Source organism: Aureimonas endophytica, assembly GCF_014642635.1.
Lineage (GTDB): Bacteria > Pseudomonadota > Alphaproteobacteria > Rhizobiales > Rhizobiaceae > Plantimonas > Plantimonas endophytica.
The window spans coordinates 320810-339403 of the sequence record NZ_BMIQ01000002.1; the positions used below are offsets into that span (position 1 = coordinate 320810).

General features: G+C 69.2%; 17 protein-coding genes. All 17 read right to left on the reverse strand.

Translation table 11 applies throughout. The features are described from left to right. Positions 1-44 precede the first annotated feature (44 nt). Entirely contained in the window at positions 45-1262 is a 1218-nt protein-coding gene (locus tag IEY14_RS07810) for a TIGR03862 family flavoprotein (RefSeq protein ID WP_188908106.1), read from the reverse strand. Beyond that, positions 1259-2497, reverse strand: coding sequence for a cytochrome b/b6 domain-containing protein (locus IEY14_RS07815; RefSeq protein ID WP_188907654.1), 1239 nt, complete (start codon positions 2495-2497; stop codon positions 1259-1261). Before IEY14_RS07815 ends, IEY14_RS07810 begins: the two co-directional genes overlap by 4 nt. A 63-nt stretch (positions 2498-2560) precedes the next feature. Further along, entirely contained in the window at positions 2561-3169 is a 609-nt protein-coding gene (locus IEY14_RS07820; protein WP_188907655.1) for a YceI family protein, read from the reverse strand. A gap of 373 nt (positions 3170-3542) precedes the next feature. After that, a complete protein-coding gene (locus IEY14_RS07825) occupies positions 3543-4529 on the reverse strand; it encodes an aldo/keto reductase (RefSeq protein ID WP_188907656.1) in 987 nt (328 codons plus the stop codon). 114 nt (positions 4530-4643) lie between these two features. Beyond that, positions 4644-7835 carry an efflux RND transporter permease subunit gene (locus IEY14_RS07830; protein WP_188907657.1) on the reverse strand — a complete coding sequence of 1064 codons (3192 nt, stop codon included), beginning with the start codon at positions 7833-7835 and terminating at the stop codon, positions 4644-4646. Positions 7836-7843: 8 nt separating this feature from the next. After that, complete coding sequence (locus IEY14_RS07835; RefSeq protein ID WP_188907658.1) at positions 7844-9067, reverse strand: efflux RND transporter periplasmic adaptor subunit; 1224 nt, start codon at positions 9065-9067, stop codon at positions 7844-7846. Between the two features lie 133 nt (positions 9068-9200). After that, entirely contained in the window at positions 9201-9785 is a 585-nt protein-coding gene (locus tag IEY14_RS07840) for a Dps family protein (RefSeq protein WP_188907659.1), read from the reverse strand. 88 nt (positions 9786-9873) lie between these two features. After that, positions 9874-10467, reverse strand: a complete 594-nt coding sequence (phnN, locus tag IEY14_RS07845) for a phosphonate metabolism protein/1,5-bisphosphokinase (PRPP-forming) PhnN (protein WP_188907660.1) — start codon at positions 10465-10467, stop codon at positions 9874-9876. Continuing rightward, entirely contained in the window at positions 10460-11593 is a 1134-nt protein-coding gene (locus IEY14_RS07850) for an alpha-D-ribose 1-methylphosphonate 5-triphosphate diphosphatase (RefSeq protein WP_188907661.1), read from the reverse strand. Before IEY14_RS07850 ends, phnN begins: the two co-directional genes overlap by 8 nt. 50 nt (positions 11594-11643) lie before the next feature. Continuing rightward, a complete protein-coding gene (gene phnE / locus IEY14_RS07855; RefSeq protein ID WP_188907662.1) occupies positions 11644-12450 on the reverse strand; it encodes a phosphonate ABC transporter, permease protein PhnE in 807 nt (268 codons plus the stop codon). Between the two features lie 70 nt (positions 12451-12520). Next, on the reverse strand, positions 12521-13516 hold the full coding sequence (phnD, locus tag IEY14_RS07860) for a phosphonate ABC transporter substrate-binding protein (RefSeq protein ID WP_188907663.1): 996 nt from the start codon (positions 13514-13516) through the stop codon (positions 12521-12523). 35 nt (positions 13517-13551) lie between these two features. Continuing rightward, the gene (phnC, locus tag IEY14_RS07865) at positions 13552-14400 is read right to left on the reverse strand and encodes a phosphonate ABC transporter ATP-binding protein (protein WP_188907664.1); all 849 of its coding nucleotides are present in this window, start codon (positions 14398-14400) and stop codon (positions 13552-13554) included. 110 nt (positions 14401-14510) lie between these two features. After that, a complete protein-coding gene (locus tag IEY14_RS07870; RefSeq protein WP_188907665.1) occupies positions 14511-15125 on the reverse strand; it encodes a DapH/DapD/GlmU-related protein in 615 nt (204 codons plus the stop codon). Continuing rightward, positions 15125-15838, reverse strand: a complete 714-nt coding sequence (gene phnL, locus IEY14_RS07875) for a phosphonate C-P lyase system protein PhnL (RefSeq protein WP_188907666.1) — start codon at positions 15836-15838, stop codon at positions 15125-15127. Before phnL ends, IEY14_RS07870 begins: the two co-directional genes overlap by 1 nt. 1 nt (position 15839) lies before the next feature. Continuing rightward, positions 15840-16628, reverse strand: a complete 789-nt coding sequence (phnK, locus tag IEY14_RS07880) for a phosphonate C-P lyase system protein PhnK (RefSeq protein ID WP_188907667.1) — start codon at positions 16626-16628, stop codon at positions 15840-15842. Further along, positions 16625-17494, reverse strand: a complete 870-nt coding sequence (locus IEY14_RS07885) for an alpha-D-ribose 1-methylphosphonate 5-phosphate C-P-lyase PhnJ (protein WP_188907668.1) — start codon at positions 17492-17494, stop codon at positions 16625-16627. Before IEY14_RS07885 ends, phnK begins: the two co-directional genes overlap by 4 nt. After that, positions 17491-18594, reverse strand: coding sequence for a carbon-phosphorus lyase complex subunit (locus IEY14_RS07890; RefSeq protein WP_188907669.1), 1104 nt, complete (start codon positions 18592-18594; stop codon positions 17491-17493). The genes IEY14_RS07885 and IEY14_RS07890 overlap by 4 nt, the downstream gene beginning before the upstream one ends.

Here is an 18594-nt window from a genome sequence, read left to right on the forward strand (position 1 = left end):
GATTCGGCGGGTTCCGCTTCCCCGGCCGGGCCGGCTGCGGCATTTCAGCCGGCGGGCTCCTCCAGCCAGCGCGCGAGGCCCATGGCCGCCGCGCGCCCGGTGGCGAAGCAGGCGGTGAGCAGATAGCCGCCGGTCGGGGCCTCCCAGTCGAGCATCTCGCCGGCGGCGAAAAGGCCCGGCCGGTCGCGCAGCATGAAGTCCGGCGTCAGGCCGGCGAAGTCGAGGCCGCCCGCCGAGGAGATCGCCTCGTCCAGCGGGCGCGGCCGCAGGACGTCGAGGGGCAGCGCCTTGATCGCGGCCGCGAGCTGGACCGGATCGGGCGTGGGCGCGCCGAGCACCTCGCGCAGCAGCGCCGCCTTGACGCCGGCAAGGCCGGCCCCCTTGCGCAGCCGGTTGGCGAAGCTCGCCTTATCGGGCTGGCGGGCGAGGCTTCGCTCCAGATCCGCCTGCTGCCGGCCGGGCGCGAGGTCGAGCGTGAGCGCGGCCGCGCCGTCGCGCTCCAACCGGTCGCGCAAGGCCGCCGCATGGGCATAGACGAGACTGCCCTCGATCCCGTGCCGGGTGACGACGAATTCACCCTGGCTCCGGCCGGCATCGGAGAGGGCGGCGACGGCCTTCACCGGCTCCCCGGCGAAGCGGGTGGCGAAATCCGCGCTCCAGTCGCGATCGAAGCCGCAATTGGCGGGGCGGAACGGACGGGCCGGGATGCCCTCCGCCGCGAGACGCGGCAGCCAGGCGCCATCCGAGCCGAGGCGCGGCCAGCTGGCGCCGCCGAGCGCCAGGAGGACGGCATCCGCCCGCGCCTCGATCTCGCCCTCCGGCGCCTGGAGGCGCAGCGCCCCCGTCTCGGTGAAGCCGAGCCAGTGATGGCGCGGGCGAAGGGCGACGCCGAGGCCTTCGAGGCGCCGCAGCCAGGCGCGCAGCAGCGGCGAGGCCTTCATCGCCGTCGGAAAGACGCGGCCCGAACTGCCGACGAAGGTCTCGCTGCCGAGGCCCGCCGCCCAGGCGCGGACATCCTCCGGCGTGAAGGCGGCGAGCGCCGCCTGGAGCCGGGGCGAGGCGGCGCCGAAGCGCGTCGCGAAGCGGGCGAAGTCTTCCGAATGGGTCAGGTTGAGGCCGGACTTGCCGGCGAGCAGGAACTTGCGCCCGAAGGTCGGCATCCGCTCGTAGACCGTGACGGCATGGCCGATCTCGGCGAGCCGCTCGGCAGCCGCGAGGCCCGCCGGGCCGCCGCCGACGATCGCGACGCGCCGCCCGGTCAGCTGGCCGGCGACGCGGTCTCCGCCGGCGCGGGGCTGGCCAGAAGGTCCAGAATGACGGTCACGTCCTTGCCGAGCCATTGGGCCGTCCCGTCGTTTCCTGTGCCGAGGCCGAGCGCCAGCCGGTCGAGGACCGCCTTGCCCGCGACATGCGCCTTGCCATTCTCCTCGGCAAAGGTGAAGGGCACATCGACCGGCACCGTCTTGTCCTTCACTGTCAGCGTGCCGTGCCCGACGAAGCCGGCACCCGCCGCCTCGAACCGGTCGAGCGCCAGCGAGACGGTCGGATGGGCCGCGACGTCGAAGCCGTCCGGGCCGGGCACGTTCGAGGCGACGAAGGGATCGTCGATCGCGATCGAGGCGGCGTCGACCGTCACCTTGGCCGAGCCGGCGGCCGGGTTCTTCGGGTCGAAGAGGATCGCCGCGTTCCAGGCGCCGATCGTGCCGCCGACCGTCTTGCCGGAGAATTCCACCTCGTAGCGCAGCGTCGAGGCCGCCTTGTCGATCGCCCAGCCGGACGGGCCGGCGCTCGCCGCCAGCCCCGCGCCGGAGCCAGCCGGACCATGCGCCTCGCTCTGGCCGATCGCGACGCCGCCGCCGAGGAAGACGGCGACGAGCGCGACGGCGAGCGGGATGGCGACGAGCGCCGTCGACTGGCGGTGGAGATGGCCGGCGGGCAGCATGCGCGAGAAGGAGGGCACGCGGTCGATCATGGAGTGCTTCGCCGCGCCCGCGACATGGAGGACGAGAAGCCCGGCCGTCGAATAGGCGAGCCAGGCATGCGCCAGCGAGGCGTAGCGCTCCGGCGCTTCCCCGACCCAGCCCACCGGCAGGGGGAGGTGCGGCCAGGGCAGCGTGGCGGACATCGCGAGAAGGGTCGGGATCGCCGTCGGCGAGACGGAAACGAGCAGCCAGCCGGACAGCGGCACGGCGAGCATCAGGACATAGAAGAGGAAATGGACGAGATGGGCGAGGCCGGTCTCGACCGTCGACATCGGCGCATGGGCCGGCGGCGGGTTGAAGACGCGCCAGGCGATGCGGGCGAGCGTCAGGGCGAGGACCAGGAGGCCCACCGTCTTATGCCATTGGAAGAGCGGGAAGCGCAGGCCGTCCGGCAGGATGTCGAGCCGCATCATCGCAAAGCCGAGGACGAGCTGGAACAGGATCGCGAGCGCGATCGTCCAATGCAGCAGCATGGCGCCGGCATTGTAGCCGCGGATATCGCGGGTGCGGATCATCGGGACCGTCTCCGGCTGTCGCGGCAGGCGAGGGCGACGGTTCCGCCGCCCTCGCGCCAGGGCTTATTTCGGGGAGAATTCGGTCTCGATGGTCAGCTTCACCTCGTCGCCGACCGGGCCGACCAGCGCCGCGACGCCGAAGTCGGAGCGCTTGAACGAGCCGGTGGCCGAGAAGCCGACGACCGGCTTCTTCGACATCGGATGCGGGTTCAGCGCGGCGTTCATCTTGACGTCCAGCACGACGGGCTTCGTCACGCCGTGGAAGGTCAAGTCGCCGGTGATCTTGCCGGTATCGTTGCCGGTGGTCTCGATCTTGGTGGAGACGAACTTGATCGTGTCGAACGTCGCGGCATCGATGAACATGTTGCTCTCGATTTCCTTGTTGAAGTCCTTGTCCTTCGCCGGATAGTTCGTATCCACCGAGGCCGGGTCGATCGTGGCGGTCAGCTTCGACTTCGCCGGCTCCTTGGCGTCGAGCTCCAGCGTCGCCGCGATCTTCGAGAAGCGGCCGATATAGTTCGACGTGCCGAAATGGCTGACCGTCCAGAGGACGTTGGTGTGGAGCGGATCGGCGACATAGGTGCCGGAGGGAACGCCGACGGTCTGCGCCGAGGCGGCGGACAGGCCGAGGAGCATGCTGCCGGCGATGACGAGGGACTTCAGGGGCGACATTGATCTTCCTTCGCTTCCGATCTGGAATGCGCAGGACCCTAGACAGCCGTGCGGCGCCGCATAATCCCCCATGCTGCGACGCACTGTTTACCGAAAGCCGCCTTATCGGCACCGTCATGGTGAACGGTCGCGGTGCCGAGCAATGGTTTCAGACTGAACGCGTCGCCCTCAGTCTTCACTAACTCGTTTCAGTTTCGTCATCCCGGCCTTGAGCCGGGATCTATGCCTCGACGGTGCCGCTTCGCTCAGGACGATAATCAGCGTTCGTCCGTACCGCTTACCGCCTGTCGTCTCTGGCTTGGAATGGATCCCGGCTCAAGGCCGGGATGACGAAGCGACGAGGTGGCGGATTATACGAAACGGTGCAACAGTCTCAGCGGTCGATCATCGCCATCATCTTCTCGGTATAGCGCGGCCCGGAGGTGCGGCCGGGACCGAGCGCCTCGTCCAGCTTCGCGAGATCCTCGGGCGAGAGGGAAAGGCCCGCCGCCGCGACGTTTTCCTCCAGATAGCTGCGGCGCTTGGTGCCCGGGATCGGCACGATGTCCTCGCCCCGGTGCAGCAGCCAGGCAAGGGCGATCTGGCCGGGCTTGGCGCCGCGCTCGGCCGCCAGCGCCCGCACCGCCTCGGCGGCGCGCATGTTGGCGTCGAAATTCTCGCCCTGGAAGCGTGGGTCGCTGCGCCGGAAATCGCCTTCCGGATAGTCCTCCGCCCGCTGGGCGGTGCCGGTGAGAAAGCCGCGCCCGAGCGGGCTGAAGGGCACGAGGCCGATGCCGAGCTCGCTGAGGAGCGGCAGGATCTCCTCCTCCAGATTGCGCTCCCATAGCGAATATTCGCTCTGGAGCGCGGAGACCGGATGCACGGCATGGGCGCGCCGGATCGTCGCGGCGCCGGCCTCCGACAGGCCGAAGAAACGCACCTTGCCGGCCGCGACGAGATCGGCGACCGCGCCCGCCACGTCCTCGATCGGCACCTTGGGATCGACGCGGTGCTGGTAGAAAAGATCGATATGGTCGGTCTTGAGCCGCCGCAGCGAGGCATCCGCCACGGCCTTGATATGCTCCGGCCGGCTGTCGGTGCCGGACGACTTGCCGTCCCGGATGTCGAAGCCGAACTTGGTGGCGATCAGTACCTTATCGCTCCGGTCGGCGAGCGCCCGGCCGAGGAGTTCCTCGTTGGTGAACGGTCCGTAGACCTCGGCGGTGTCGAAGAAGGTGACGCCGAGCTCGATCGCCCGATGCAGCGTCGCAATGGATTCGGCGTCGTCGAAGCTGCCATAGGACTGGCTCATGCCCATGCAGCCGAGACCGAGGGCCGAGACTTCGAGGCCCTGTCGGCCGAGCCTGCGTTTCTCCAGCATGGCGATTCTCCCGCGTGTCGTGGCGAGGCTGCGATATACGCCGCCCGGCGGCGAAGGGAACGGGCCGGCCGGCTGTTCCGGGGCGGGAAGCGCTCGGCGGCTACGCGTTTCTAGTCATTCCGCCGGCTGGACATGGGGCGCGGCTTCGCGCGGCTTTTGCCTCGCCGAGCCGCCGACGCGGCGCTTCAGCCATGTCTGGAGCCCGTCGAGATAGAGATAGATCACCGGCGTCGTGAAGAGCGTCAGCGCCTGGCTGACGATCAGGCCGCCCACCATCGCATAGCCGAGCGGCTGGCGGATCTCGGCGCCCGTGCCATGGCCGATGGCGAGCGGAATCGCGCCGAGGATCGCCGCCATGGTCGTCATCATGATCGGGCGGAAGCGCAGGATCGCCGCCTCGCGCACCGCTTCCGCCGGCGGCTTGCCCTCCTTTTCCAGCATGATGGCGAAGTCGACCAGCATGATGCCGTTCTTCTTCACGATGCCGATGAGCAGGATCACCGCGATCATCGCGATCAGGCTGAACTCGTAGCCGAAGACCATCAGCGTCGCGAGCGCGCCGACGCCGGCCGAGGGCAGGGTCGAGAGGATGGTCAGCGGATGGATGTAGCTCTCGTAGAGGATGCCGAGGATGAGATAGACGGCGACGAGCGCGGCGACGATGAGGAGCGGCACCGTCGCCAGCGATTTCTGGAAGGCCTGGGCGCTGCCGGAGAAGTCGGTGCGCAGCGAGGAGGGCAGGCCGAGCTTGGCCACCGCGTCCTGCGCGGCGCTTGTCGCCGTGCCGAGCGCGACGCCGGGTGCGAGGTTGAAGCTGATCGTCGTCGAGGGAAACTGGCTCTGATGGCTGATGGTCAAGGGCCGGACCGGCACCATCGACCATTGCGCGAAGGCCGAGAGCGGCACCAACGCGCCGCCTTCCGCCTTCACGTAGAGCTTGTCGAGCGTCGCCGCCTCGCCCTGGAGGTCGGGCAGCACTTCGAGGATGACGTGATAGCTGTTCAGCTGCGTGAAATATTGCGCGATCTGCCGCTGGCCGAAGGCGTTGTAGAGCGTCGCGTCGATCGCGTCCGGCCGGATGCCGTAGCGCGCCGCCTGGTCGCGGTCGATCGCCAGCGTCAGGGTGGTGCCTTCGGTCTGCTGGTCGGAGGCGACGTCGGCGAGTTCGGGCAGCTGGCGCAGCGCGTCCAGCACCTTCGGCGCGGCCGCGTTCAGTTCTGCCGTTTCCGGCGTCGTCAGCGTCAGCTGGTACTGCGTGCGCGATTGTCGGCCGCCGACGCGCAGGTCCTGCGCCGCCTGGAGGAAGACGCGCGCGCCCATCACTTCGCCGAACTTGCCCTGCAACCGGCGGATCACCTCGTCGGCGCTGGCGTCGCGCTCGCCGCCCGGCTTCAGGGTGATATACATCGTGCCGACATTCAGCGCGTCGCCGCGCCCGCCGACGCCCATGGCGACGGAGGCGACGGCCGGATCCTCCTGGACAATGCGGCCGACCTCCTCCTGCTTGGCGCTCATCGCCGCGAAGGAAATATCCTGCGCCGCCTCGACCTTGCCGGTGATGAGGCCGGTATCCTGCTGCGGGAAGAAGCCCTTCGGGATCGCGACGAAGAGCACGACCGAGGCGGCGAGCGTCGCGAAGAAGACGAGAAGCGTCGCGAGCCGATGGCGCAGCACGAGGTCGAGGCCGCGCGCATAGCCGCCGGCCATCGCGTCGAACATCCGCTCCGACCAACGATAGATCCGGCCCTGTTCCTCCTTCGGCCGCTCGGGCCTCAGGAAGCGCGAGGCGAGCATCGGCGTCAGCGTCAGCGCGACGAAGGCCGAGATCAGGATGGTCATCGCCAGCACCACGGAGAATTCGCGGAACAGGCGGCCGATGATGCCGGTCATCAGGAGAAGCGGGATCAGCACCGCGACGAGCGACAGGCTGATCGAGAGAATGGTGAAGCCGATCTCGCCGGCGCCGCGAAAGGCGGCCTCGCGCGGCTTCATGCCGTTCTCGATATGGCGCTGGATGTTTTCGAGGACGACGATCGCGTCGTCGACGACGAAGCCGACCGCGATGGTGAGCGCCATCAGCGAGAGATTGTCGAGCGTATAGCCGAAGCCCATCATGGCGGCGCAGGCGCCGAACAGCGCGAGAGGCACGGTGACGCTCGGGATGATCGTGCCGCGCAGCGTGCGCAGAAAGGCGAAGATCACCGCGACGACCAGGGCGACGGTGATAAGGAGCGTCAGCTGCACGTCGGCGACCGAGGCGCGGATCGTCTGCGTCCGGTCGCTCTGCGTCCAGAGTTCGATCGCCGGCGGCAGGCCCTCCTTCAGGCGCGGCAGTTCGGCGTTCACCCGGTCGACCACGTCGATCACATTGGCGTTCGGCTGCTTGAAGACGATGAGATAGACGCCGCGCTTGCCGTCGACCCAGCCGGCCTGTTTCGTGTCCTCCGGGCCGGACACCGCCTGACCGACGTCCCGCACCCGGACCGGCGCGAGATCCCGATAGGTGATGATCGTGTCGTTCCAGCCCTCCGCCTCGGTGAGCTGGTCGTTGGAATAGATCGTGAAGCTGCGATGGGTGCCGTCGAGCGAACCCTTCGGGCTGTTCGAGGTCGTGCCTTCGAGGCCGAGGCGCACGTCTTCCAGCGTCATGCCCTTGGCATGGAGCTTGGCTGGATCGAGCTGGACGCGCACGGCCGGCTTCTGCTCGCCGCCGACGATGACCTGGCCGACGCCGGCGATCTGGCTGAGCTGCTGCGACACCTTCGTCTGGACCGCATCGTCCACCTCGGTGAGCGGCATGGTGTCGGAGGTCGCGGCGAGGATGAGGATCGGCGCGTCGGCCGGGTTCACCTTGCGATAGGTCGGCGGGCTCGGCAATTCGTCCGGCAGGTCGCCGCCGGCGGCATTGATCGCCGCCTGCACGTCGTTGGCTGCCGCGTCGATGTCGCGGCCGAGATCGAACTGCAGGGTGATGCGGGTCTGGCCGAGCGTCGATTCCGAGGTCATCTCGGACACGCCCTCGATCTGGGCGAATTGCGTCTCCAGCGGCTGGGCGACGGAGGAGGCCATGGTCTCCGGGCTCGCGCCCGGCAATTGCCCGGTGACCTGGATCGTCGGGAAATCGACCTGCGGCAGCGGCGCGACCGGCAGGAAGAGATAGGAGACGATGCCGACGAGAAGGATGCCGATCGACATCAGCGAGGTCGCGACCGGATAGCGGATGAAGGGACCGGACAGGCCGCCCCGCGCCGCCGCGCCGCTTGAAGAGACGCCCGACCGGTCGGGCTCGCGCGTCGCCTCGGTCATGGCGGGTTTCACTCCTTGGTCGTCGCGGCCGGCTGGCCCGGCTCCGCCGCCGAGGCGATCTTGTCGCCCGCCGCCTTGCGCTCCTTTTCCTTCGGGTCGAGCAGCGTTCCCGGCTTCACGCGATACTGACCCTCCACCACCAGCTTCTCGCCGGGCCGCACGCCCTCGCGCACCATGGTGAGGCCGCCATAGGTCTCGGCCGTCGTCACTTTCCGCATCTCGGCCTTGCCGTCGCCGCCGACGACATAGACGAAGAGCCCGTCCGGCCCGCGCTGCACGGCGAGTTCGCTGATCACCACCGCCTGCGGCTCGGTCTTGAGGAGAAGGCGCGTCGTCACCGACATGCCGGGCCAGAGCACGCTCTTCTCGTTGTCGAAGACCGCCTTCAGCCGCACCGTGCCGCTGGCGGCGTCCACCGTGTTGTCGAGGAGGCGGAGCGAGCCCTTGGCGAGTTCCCGGTCGCCGGCCGTCGTCAGCGCGGCGACCTCCGGCCGCCCTTCGCCGAGCGAGGCGGTCAGCGCGGCCAGTTCGCGCTCCGGCTCGGTGAAGACGACGGCGATCGGCGTCACCTGCTGGATGGTGACGATGCCGCCCGTATCGGACGGGCCGACGAGATTGCCGAGATCGGCGAGGCGGAAGCCGACACGGCCGGCGATCGGCGCGCGGATCGCGGTATAGTCGAGCTGGGTGCGGGCATTGTCGATCGCCGCCTTGTCGCCCTCGATCTGGGCGTTCAGCTGGTTGACGGTCGCCTGCTGCGTCTCGAACTGCTGGCGCGTCGTGATCTGCTGCTGCGACAGGGTGCGGTAGCGCTCGAGGATCGTCTGCGCGTCGGCAAGGCTCGCCTGATCCTGCTGGAGTCTGGCCTCCGCCTGGTCGAGCGCCGCCTGGAAGGGGCGGGGGTCGATCTCCACCAGGAGATCGCCGGCCTTGACGATCTGGCCCTCGTGAAAGGCCACCTTCGTGATCTTGCCGGAGACCTGGGCGCGGACGGTGACGGTGTTCAGCGCCTCCACCGTGCCGAGGCTTTCTCTATAGACCGGATAATCGCGGCTTTCCGCCGTTTCCACCGTCACCGGCACCTTGTCCGGCGCCTTGGCTGCGGCCTCCGCCGGCGCGCCGCCGGGGCCGAAATGCCGCCAGACGGCATAGGCGCCGCCGCCGAGCGCGGCGACGAGGACGAGGGCGATGACGGCGCGGCGAACAGGGCGGCGCGGCGGGACAGTCGGCATGCGGGCGATCTCCGTCGACCGCCATGAACGGGCGGAAGCGCCGCTTCGTTCAGTCACGACCGCGCGACCGATGGACGCTCCGAAACGGAAACGGGCGGCCCCTCGGCCGCCCGCGTCGCCTCGTTTCGAAGGATCAGCCCTGGCGGTCGGGGCGGACGAGCTGGGTTTCGGCCAGATGCTCGGCGATGAACCAGACCTGCGGCTCGTTGGCGCGGATCACGTCGCTGACGAGAAGGTCGTTCGTGCCGTCGTCGCCCGACTCGTCGGCGGCATCGGCGCCCTCGTGGGATTCGCGCAGCACGATCTCATGGGCCTCCAGGAGGCGGGCGAGCTGCGAGGGCACGTCCTCGCGGCCCTTCGGCGGGCGCGGGATCTTGGTCAGCTCGACCACGTCATGCGGCATGGCGATGGAAATGCCGCCCAGCGCCATGATGCGCTCGGCGATCGTGTCGACCAGAGCCGACTGGATCTTGAAATGCTCGTCCAGCAGGAGATGGAGCTGGTAGAAGGTGGCGCCCGACATCTGCCAATGGTGCTTCTTGTACATGTCGCGCAGCGTCATCGTGTCGGCGAGGACCTGGTTGAGGATCTCGATGCTCTGCTTGCGGGCATTGTCCTCCAGGGCCAGCGGAAGCTGCTTCAGCGTGCCATAGGGCTGAATCTCCCTGTACTCGACATGGTACTGCGGCTGCGCAACGGATTCCGGCTTCTTCGCCATCGAATGCTCCTTTGACCTCGGCATCGCTCGAACGGTTCAGCCGCCGCCCCGTTCCTTCGCAGCCGCGAAAGCTCCGCGGAAATCGCCGCTAGAGAATGGTCGCGGGACGCGGCTCCGCCGCCCGTTCGAGACAGGCGAGGAAGCGTCCGACCGCCTCCGCCACCGCGCCGGAATTGTCGATGCGGGTGACGCGGCAGAAGCCGTCCGGCGGCTCGACCGGCACCTGGCGCGCCAGCCGGGCGGCGACCTCCGCCGCGCTTTCGCGGCCGCGCGCGGCGATCCGCTCGGCGAGAAGGCGCGGCTCGGCGCTGATCTCGACGATCTCGATCGGCCCGAAGGCGCGCGCCGCGTCGCCGAGCGCCCGGCGCGACAGGTTGGCGACGACCGTCAGCCCGGCCGCGAGCTCGTCGCGGCAGGTGGCCGGAATGCCGTAGGCGAGGCCATGCGCCCGCCAGGTGAGGGCGAAGGCGCCCGCCGCCTCGGCGGCGGCGAAGCCGGCCTCGTCCAAGGAGTCGTGGTCCTCGGCGCCCGCCTGGGCAGGGCGGGTGACGACGCGGCGGGCGAAGCGCACGGCGGAATGGGGGCCGAGCGCCCGCTTCGCCCCGTCGAGCACCGTGTCCTTGCCGGCGCCGCTCGGGCCGACGACCGCGACGAAGAGCCCGGCGCGGTGCGTCTCAGGCAACGCGGCGGCCCTCGCGATAGACGGCGCGCACCAGCGGCGGCTCGCCGGCCGGCGCCTCGACCCGGACGAGATCGGCGCGGCGGCCGATCGCGATCGCGCCGCGATCGGCAAGGCCCACCGCCTCGGCTGGATGGGTGGCGACGAGGCGGATGGCGGCGGGCAGGTCCGCGTCGCCACGCTCCACCATCAGGAAGGCCGCCTGAAGCAGGCTCGCCGGCACGTAGTCGGAGGACAGGACGTCGAGCACGCCGGCGCGCATCAGCTCGATCGCCGAGACATTGCCGGAATGCGAGCCGCCGCGCACGACGTTCGGGGCGCCCATCAGGACATGCAGGCCCGCCTCGCGCGACAGGCGCGCCGCGTCGAGCGTCGTCGGGAACTCGGCGACCGCGACGCCGAGCGCGATGCTCTCGTCCACATGGGCGGCGGTCGCGTCGTCATGCGAGGCGATGGCGATGCCGGCGGCGTGGCATTCGGCGGCGATCGCCCGGCGATGCCTGTCCGAATAGGTCTCGGACTGCTCGATGCGCCGGGCGCAGAAGGCGGCGAAGACCGGGTCCGTCATGCCCTTCTTGCCCTGGTAATAGACGCGATAGGCGTCGAGGCTGGCGAATTGCCGCTGGCCCGGCGCGTGATCCATCAGCGAGGCGAGGCGGACGCGCGGATTGTCCTTCATCGCCAGGAAGCATTCCAGCGTGTCGGGCGCGGAGACCTCGCAGCGCAGATGGATGAAATGCTCGGCGCGCAGCCGGTCGGCGGCGACGGCGGCGGCGATGGTGCGGCCGAGTTCCGCCATCTCGCCCGTGTCGTCCGCCTCGTCCTGGCCGACGCGCAGCGCGTCGAAGACGGTGGTGATGCCGGAGCCGGCGATTTGCACGTCATGCGCCTGGAGCGCGGCGGCCGGGTTCCACTGCACCTTCGGGCGGGGGCGCGAATGGTTTTCGATATGGTCGGTATGCAGCTCGACGAGGCCCGGGATCAGATAGTCGCCGCCGAAATCCTCGCCGCCCGTCGCCGGACCCTCGCCGATCTCCGCGATGCGCCCGTCGCGCAGGAGAAGATGCCCGTCGAGAATGCGGTCGGCGAGCACGATCCGGGCGTTGCGGAAGAGGGTCTCTGAAGGCATGAGGCGCGGACTTTTCGAAGCGATGGCGGAGCGGGACGGGCGGCGGGCGATCAGGTGGCGAAGCGCCGCAGGCGTTGCGACAGGAGATCCAGGAGCGTCACCGACAGGATGATGATGATCAGAAGGGCGGCGGACTTGCCATAATAGAAGCCCCGGATGCATTCGAACAGGACCTGGCCGATGCCGCCGGCGCCGATGACGCCGAGAATGGTGGCCGAGCGAATGTTCGATTCCAGCCGGTAGAGCGAATAGGAGATCCAGAGCGGCATGACCTGCGGGATCACGCCATAGACGATCTCCTGGAGCTTCGAGGCGCCGGTGGCGCGGATCGCCTCGACCGGGCGCGGATCGATCGCCTCCACCGCCTCGGAGAAGAGCTTGCCGAGGACGCCGATCGTATAGACGAAGAGCGCCATGACGCCGGCGAAGGGTCCGAGCCCGACGGCGACGACGAAGAGCACGGCGAAGACGAGCTCGTGCGTGCCGCGAAACACGTCGAGCAGGCGCCGGACCGGATGGAGCACGTACCAGGGCGCCATGTTGCCGGCCGAGAGGATGCCGAGCGGCACGGAGAGGACGACGCCGAGAAAGGTGCCCCAGAGCGCGATCTGGATCGTCACCACCATCTCGGACAGGTAGTAGCGCCAGTCGCTGAAATCGGGCGTCAGGAAGCCGGCGAGATAGTCGCGCATATTGCCGGCATCGGTGAAGAGATAGGTCCAGCGGCCGATCTCGACCGGCCCGGCGCTCCAGGCGAGGACGAGCACCAGGGCGAGAAGCCCGGCATAGCGCAGGAGCGGCCCCGACCGGTCGCGCTCGGGCAGGGCGGTCTCGGCATTCGCGGCGGCGTCGGTCATGGTCGCACTCCCCTCGCGGAAAAGCGAAGGGCACGGCGGTCCGGCCATGCCCTCGCGATCGGCGGTCGCCTCAGCCCTGGGCGGCCTTGGCGAGCTTCTCCGACAGGTCCTTCTTCTGCGCTTCGAGCTTGGCGATCTCGGCCGCTTTGTCGGCCTCCGACTTGTTCGCGTCCGCCTTCACGGCGCTGATCTTCTTGCTGATCTCCATGACGCGGATCGGCAGGAGCTGGTCGTCGCCGGAGGCCTTGAACGGCGCCCATTGCAGGCCGGCGAGCACCTTCTTCTCCGTCGCCGCATCGCCCTTCGACTTTTCCGTGCCGTAGGTGAGGAAGAAGGTCTTCAGCTTCTCCTTGGTGGCGGCCGAGAGATCCTTGCGCCAGACGATCGGATCGGACGGGATCAGCGGCGATTTCCAGATCACCTTGATCTTCTTGAACGCCTCCGGAGCGTTCTTCTCGATCTTCGCCAGGTTCTCGGTATTGTTCGCCGCCGCGTCGACCTGCCTGTTGGCGACCGCCATCGCGTTGGTCTCGTGATTGGCGTTGGTGACGGTCTTGAAGCAGGACTTCGGGTCGATGCCGCGCTCGCCGAAGACGAAGGTCATCGGCACGAGATAGCCCGAGGTCGAGTTGGGATCGCCGAGACCGAAATTCAGCGACTTGTCGCATTTCAGAAGGTCGTCGAGCGAGCCGAGCTTGGAATCGGCCGGCGCGAGGATCAGCGAATAATAGCCCGGCTCGCCATTGGCGGCGACGGTCTGCACGAAGACCTCGCCATCGGCGCGGTCCACCGCTTCCATGGCCGACTTGTTGCCGTACCAGGCGACCTGCACCTTGCCGAAGCGCATGCCCTCGATGACGCCGGCATAGTCGGAGGCGAAGAACGGTTTGATGTCGAGGCCGGTCTCCTTCTTCATGTCGGCGATGAAGGGCTCCCAGACATTGCGCAGATTCGACTGCGACTCGGTCGAGATGATGCCGAAATTGATCTCTTCGGCCTTGGCCGCGGCGGGCAGCGCGGCGCCGAAGGCGAGCGCGACGGCCGCGAGCTTCAGAAGGGACTGCATGGCGGATCTCCGGTTCGATGGGAGGGAAGGGGTGTTCAGGTCGAGGCCAGGACGGCCGGCGGGGCCGCGATCCGGTCGGTCGGCCGCTCGGCGCGCGCCGGCTCCGCCGGACCGTCCGGCAGGATCAGCTCTTCCGACGCCGTGCCGTAGAGTTCGCGCAGGAAGGCGTTGCTGAGGGCCTGCGACGGCCCGTCGAAGACGATCCGGCCGTCGCGCAGCGCGATGGTGCGCCGGCAATAGCGCCGGGCATATTCGACCTGGTGCAGCGAGACGACGGCGGTGATGCCGTCGAGCCGGTTGATCTCGGCGATCGTGTCCATCACCCGCCGCGCCGAGGACGGGTCGAGCGAGGCGATGGGCTCGTCGGCGAGGAGGATGCGCGAGCGCTGGACGAGGGTGCGGGCGATGGCGGCGCGCTGCTGCTGGCCGCCGGAAAGGGTGGAGGCGCGCTGCCAGAGCGTCGCCTCGATGCCGACGCGGCGCAGCGCCTGCCGCGCGAGATCCTTCTCGGCCTTCCGGAACAGGCCGAGCGTGCCGCGCCAGCGTGGGATGCGGCCGAGAAGACCGGTCAGGACATTTGTCATCACCGACAGGCGGGCGACGAGATTGAACTGCTGGAAGACGACGCCGATCTCGCGGCGCAGCTCGCGCGCCCGGGAGCCCAGCATCCCGTTCTGCTGCATCGGCCGGCCGAGGATCTCCACCCGGCTGCCCTGGTCGCCGAGTTCGAGCCCGGCGACGATCCGCATCAGGGTGGACTTGCCGGAGCCGGAGGCGCCGATGAGGGCGACCATCTCGCCCTCGCCGATCTCCAGCGAGAGCCCGGCGAGGGCCGGTCGACGGCCGAAGGTCTTGGTGAGATCGGTGACGCGGATCGCGGACATGGGCCTCTCCGCCGCTGGTCGATAACCGTTGCTTAAGACCCGCCGATGTGATCGCGATGACGGGTCGGTGACGATTGGGTAACGATGGAAAGAGACGGCGGAATAGAAACTTAGTCGGCGTGGCGGGCGAGGAACTCGGCCGCGTCGAGATGGCGGAAGTCGTCCAGCGCCGCCCGCAGCCGGTCATGCGGCCAGTCCCACCAGGCGAGGCGATCCATGCGCGCGCCGAGCTCGGCCGAGAAGCGCTCGCGGATCAGCCGGGCCGGCACGCCGCCGACGATCGCATAGGGCGCGACATCCTTCGAGACGACCGCGCCGGCGCCGACCACCGCGCCGTTGCCGATCGAGACGCCGGGCAGCACCGTCGCGCCATGGCCGATCCAGACGTCGTGGCCGATCGTCACGCGCCGGGCGCGGCGCGCGGCGAAGAAGGGCGCCTCGTCCTCGGCATCGTCGAAATAGTCGCCGGCGCGATAGGTGAAATGGTGCAGCGTCGCGCGCTCCACCGGATGGTTGGTGGCATTCAGCCGCACGGTGGAGGCGATGTTGACGAACTTGCCGATCGTCGCGCCCCAGACGGCGCAATTCTCCATCAGATAGGAATAGTCGCCGAGCTCGCTCTCGGCGACGCGGCAGCCTTCGGCGATCTCGACATAGCGGCCGAGCCGGCAGTCGGTGACCTTCGCCGTCGTATGGATCTGCGGCGTTTCGGAAAGCTTCGGCATCAGGCGGCGTCCCTGCGGGCGGAAAAGGCGGCGACGTCGATGATCCGCGTCGCGACGCGGGCGCGCACCACCTCGTCGTGGAAGATGCCGAGGATGGCCGTGCCCCGCGCCAGCTTCTCCTCGATCATGCCGGCCACCGTGTCGCGGTTCTCCGCGTCGAGCGAGGCGGTCGGCTCGTCGAGGAGCAGGATCGGATGGTCGGTGACGAAGCCGCGCGCGATGTTGACGCGCTGCTTCTCGCCGCCGGAAAAAGTGGCGGGCGGCAGGCCGAACAGAGCCTCCGGCAGGCGCAGGCGGTGAAGAAGCGCGGCGGCGCGCCGGCGTGCCTCGTCCTGGCCCAGCCCGCGCTGGAGAAGCGGCTCGGCGACGACGTCGAGCGCCGGCACGCGCGGCACGGCCCGCAGGAACTGGCTGACATAGCCGATCGTCGTGAAGCGCAGGCGCATCACGAGGCGCGGATCGCCGGAGGCGAGATCGGCCGCCTCGCCGCCCTGGCGCACCAGGATCGCGCCCCGGTCGACGGCGTAATTGCCGTAGACCATGCGCAGGATCGAGGACTTGCCGATGCCGGACGGGCCGCCGAGCACGGCGCATTCGCCGGCTCCGAGCTCGAAGGCGACATTCGCCACCACCGGCAGTTCGAGCCCGCCGCGCAGGTGCAGCGTGAAGCTCTTGGCGACGTCGCGGACGCTGAGGAGAGGGGTGTCCGGCATCTCAGCTCTCCGGGATCGAGGCGACGAGCAGCTGCGTATAGGCATGGTGCGGGTCGTCGAGGACGCGGTCGGTGAGCCCGCTCTCGACCACGCGCCCGTCCTTCATCACGATCATGCGCTGCGACAGGAGCCGGGCGACGGCGAGATCGTGCGTGACGATCACCACGGCGAGGCCGAGATCGGCGACGAGGCCGCGCAGGAGATCGAGGAGACGGGCCTGGACGGAGACGTCGAGCCCGCCGGTCGGCTCGTCCATGAAGACGAGACGGGGATGGGTGACGAGATTGCGGGCGATCTGGAGGCGCTGGCGCATGCCGCCCGAAAAGGCGAGCGGCCGGTCGTCGATGCGCTCGCCGGCGATCTCGACCTTGCCGAGCCAGTCGCCGGCCGTCTGGCGGATGCGGCCGTAATGGCGCTCGCCGACCGCCATCAGCCGTTCGCCGACATTGGCGCCGGCCGACACGCGCATGCGCAGGCCGTCGGCGGGATTCTGGTGGACGAAGCCCCAGTCGGTGCGGGCGAGAAGCCGCCGTTCCGCTTCCGTCAGATCCTCGATATCGCGACGGGCCCCGTCGCGCATCCGATAGACCACCGCCCCGGCCGAGCGCGGCAGGCGGCCGGAAATGCAGTTCAGCAGCGTCGTCTTGCCCGAGCCGCTTTCCCCGACGATGGCCACGACCTCGCCCGGATAGACCTCGAAACACACGCCCTCGCAGCCGACCCGCGCGCCGTAGCGCTTGCCGAGATCGCGGACGGAGAGGAGGGGCTGGTCAATTTCCAGCGCGCTCATTTCGCCGTCTCCCCCTGGTCGCCGACATGGCCGGCGGCGCGGCGGGTTTCGCAATGGTCGGTGTCGGAACAGACGAACATGCGGCCGCCCCGGTCGTCGGTCACGACCTCGTCGAGATAGACGCCGCGCGCGCCGCAAAGCGCGCAGGGCTTCTCGAAATGCTGCACCGTGAAGGGATGGTCCTCGAAATCGAGGCTCCGCACCGCCGTGTAGGGCGGCAAGGCATAGATGCGCTTCTCGCGGCCCGCGCCGAAGAGCTGGAGCGCCGGGGAGCGGTCGAGCTTCGGATTGTCGAATTTCGGAATGGGCGAGGGGTCCATCACGTAGCGGTTCTCGACCTTTACCGGATAGGCATAGGTCGTGGCGATATGGCCGTGGCGGGCGATGTCCTCGTAGAGTTTCACATGCATGAGGCCGTATTCCTCGAGTCCGTGCAGGATGCGCGTCTCGGTCTCGCGCGGCTCCAGAAAGCGCAGCGGTTCGGGGATCGGCACCTGGTAGACGAGGGTCTGGTGCGCCTGGAGCGGCGCTTCCGGGACGCGGTGCCGCGTCTGGATGATCGTCGCCTCCTCCGTCCGCGTCGTCGTCGCGACGCCGGCCGTCTTCTCGAAGAAGGCGCGGATCGAGACGGCGTTGGTCGTGTCGTCGGCGCCCTGGTCGATCACCTTCAGCACGTCGTCCGGGCCGATGATCGCCGCCGTCACCTGCACGCCGCCGGTGCCCCAGCCATAGGGCATCGGCATCTCGCGCGAGGCGAAGGGCACCTGATAGCCGGGAATGGCGATCGCCTTCAGGATCGCCCGGCGGATCATCCGCTTCGTCTGCTCGTCGAGATAGGCGAAGTTGTAGCTCGGCAGGGCGCTCATTGCGCCGCCTCCCGTTCGGCCGCGTCCGGCGCGGTGTCGTGATGGCGCCGCATGCGCCGCACGAGGTCGAGTTCGGCCTGGAAGTCGACGTAATGCGGCAGTTTCAGATGTTCGACGAAGCCGGTGGACTGCACGTTGTCGGCATGGGCGAGGACGAATTCCTCGTCCTGGGCGGGCGCGTTGCGCTCCTCGCCGAACTCCTCCGCCCGGAGCGCCCGGTCCACCAGGCTCATCGCCATGGCCTTCCGTTCCGACTGGCCGAAGACGAGGCCGTAGCCGCGCGTGAACTGCGGCGGTTCGCTGGCCGAGCCCTTGAACTGGTTGACCATCTGGCATTCGGTGAGGCGCAGCTCGCCGATGGCGACGGCAAAGCCGAGTTCCGGCAGCTCGACCTCCACGTCGACGAAGCCGATGCGGATCTCGCCGACGAAGGGATGGGTGCGCCCGAAGCCGCGCTGGGTCGAATAGCCGAGCGCCAGGAGAAAGCCCTCGTCGCCGCGCGCCAGCGCCTGGAGCCGGAGGTCCCGCCCGGCCGGAAAGTCGAGCGGCTCGCGCGTCAGGTCGCCCGGCTCCTCGCCGTTGCCGGAGCCGTCCGGCTCGATCAGGCCCTCGGCGCCGAGAATGTCGGTGACGCGCGGGCAGGCCATTTCCGCCTCGTCCACTGCGCGCCGGGCGCCGGGCTCCACTGCCGCGTCGCCGGCCATCGCCGGATCGATCAGGCGATGGGTGTAGTCGAAGGTCGGGCCGAGAAGCTGGCCGCCCGGCAGGTCCTTGAAGGTCGCCGAGACGCGCCGCTCGATCCGCATCGCTCCGGTGTCGAGCGGCACGGAGGCGCCGAAGCGCGGCAGCGTGGTGCGATAGGCGCGCAGGAGGAAGATCGCCTCGATCAGATCGCCGTGCGACTGGCGCACCGCCATCGCGGCGAGATCGGTGTCGTAGAGCGAGCCCTCCGCCATGACGCGATCGACCGCGAGGGCGAGCTGGCCGGCGATCTGCTCCAGGGTCAGGGCCGGCACGTCCCGATCGCCGCGCCGGCGGTCGGCGAGCAGGCGATGGGCATGGGCGATGGCGGTCTCGCCGCCCTTCACCGCGACATACAT

Bases quoted from the DNA above. Each gene is read 5' to 3' on its own strand.
- IEY14_RS07815 (WP_188907654.1), bottom strand. From the start codon at position 2,497: ATGATCCGCACCCGCGATATCCGCGGCTACAATGCCGGCGCCATGCTG.
- IEY14_RS07820 (WP_188907655.1), bottom strand. From the start codon at position 3,169: ATGTCGCCCCTGAAGTCCCTCGTCATCGCCGGCAGCATGCTCCTCGGC.
- IEY14_RS07825 (WP_188907656.1), bottom strand. From the start codon at position 4,529: ATGCTGGAGAAACGCAGGCTCGGCCGACAGGGCCTCGAAGTCTCGGCC.
- IEY14_RS07830 (WP_188907657.1), bottom strand. From the start codon at position 7,835: ATGACCGAGGCGACGCGCGAGCCCGACCGGTCGGGCGTCTCTTCAAGC.
- IEY14_RS07835 (WP_188907658.1), bottom strand. From the start codon at position 9,067: ATGCCGACTGTCCCGCCGCGCCGCCCTGTTCGCCGCGCCGTCATCGCC.
- IEY14_RS07840 (WP_188907659.1), bottom strand. From the start codon at position 9,785: ATGGCGAAGAAGCCGGAATCCGTTGCGCAGCCGCAGTACCATGTCGAG.
- IEY14_RS07850 (WP_188907661.1), bottom strand. From the start codon at position 11,593: ATGCCTTCAGAGACCCTCTTCCGCAACGCCCGGATCGTGCTCGCCGAC.
- phnE (WP_188907662.1), bottom strand. From the start codon at position 12,450: ATGACCGACGCCGCCGCGAATGCCGAGACCGCCCTGCCCGAGCGCGAC.
- phnD (WP_188907663.1), bottom strand. From the start codon at position 13,516: ATGCAGTCCCTTCTGAAGCTCGCGGCCGTCGCGCTCGCCTTCGGCGCC.
- phnC (WP_188907664.1), bottom strand. From the start codon at position 14,400: ATGTCCGCGATCCGCGTCACCGATCTCACCAAGACCTTCGGCCGTCGA.
- IEY14_RS07870 (WP_188907665.1), bottom strand. From the start codon at position 15,125: ATGCCGAAGCTTTCCGAAACGCCGCAGATCCATACGACGGCGAAGGTC.
- phnL (WP_188907666.1), bottom strand. From the start codon at position 15,838: ATGCCGGACACCCCTCTCCTCAGCGTCCGCGACGTCGCCAAGAGCTTC.
- phnK (WP_188907667.1), bottom strand. From the start codon at position 16,628: ATGAGCGCGCTGGAAATTGACCAGCCCCTCCTCTCCGTCCGCGATCTC.
- IEY14_RS07885 (WP_188907668.1), bottom strand. From the start codon at position 17,494: ATGAGCGCCCTGCCGAGCTACAACTTCGCCTATCTCGACGAGCAGACG.
- IEY14_RS07890 (WP_188907669.1), bottom strand. From the start codon at position 18,594: ATGTATGTCGCGGTGAAGGGCGGCGAGACCGCCATCGCCCATGCCCAT.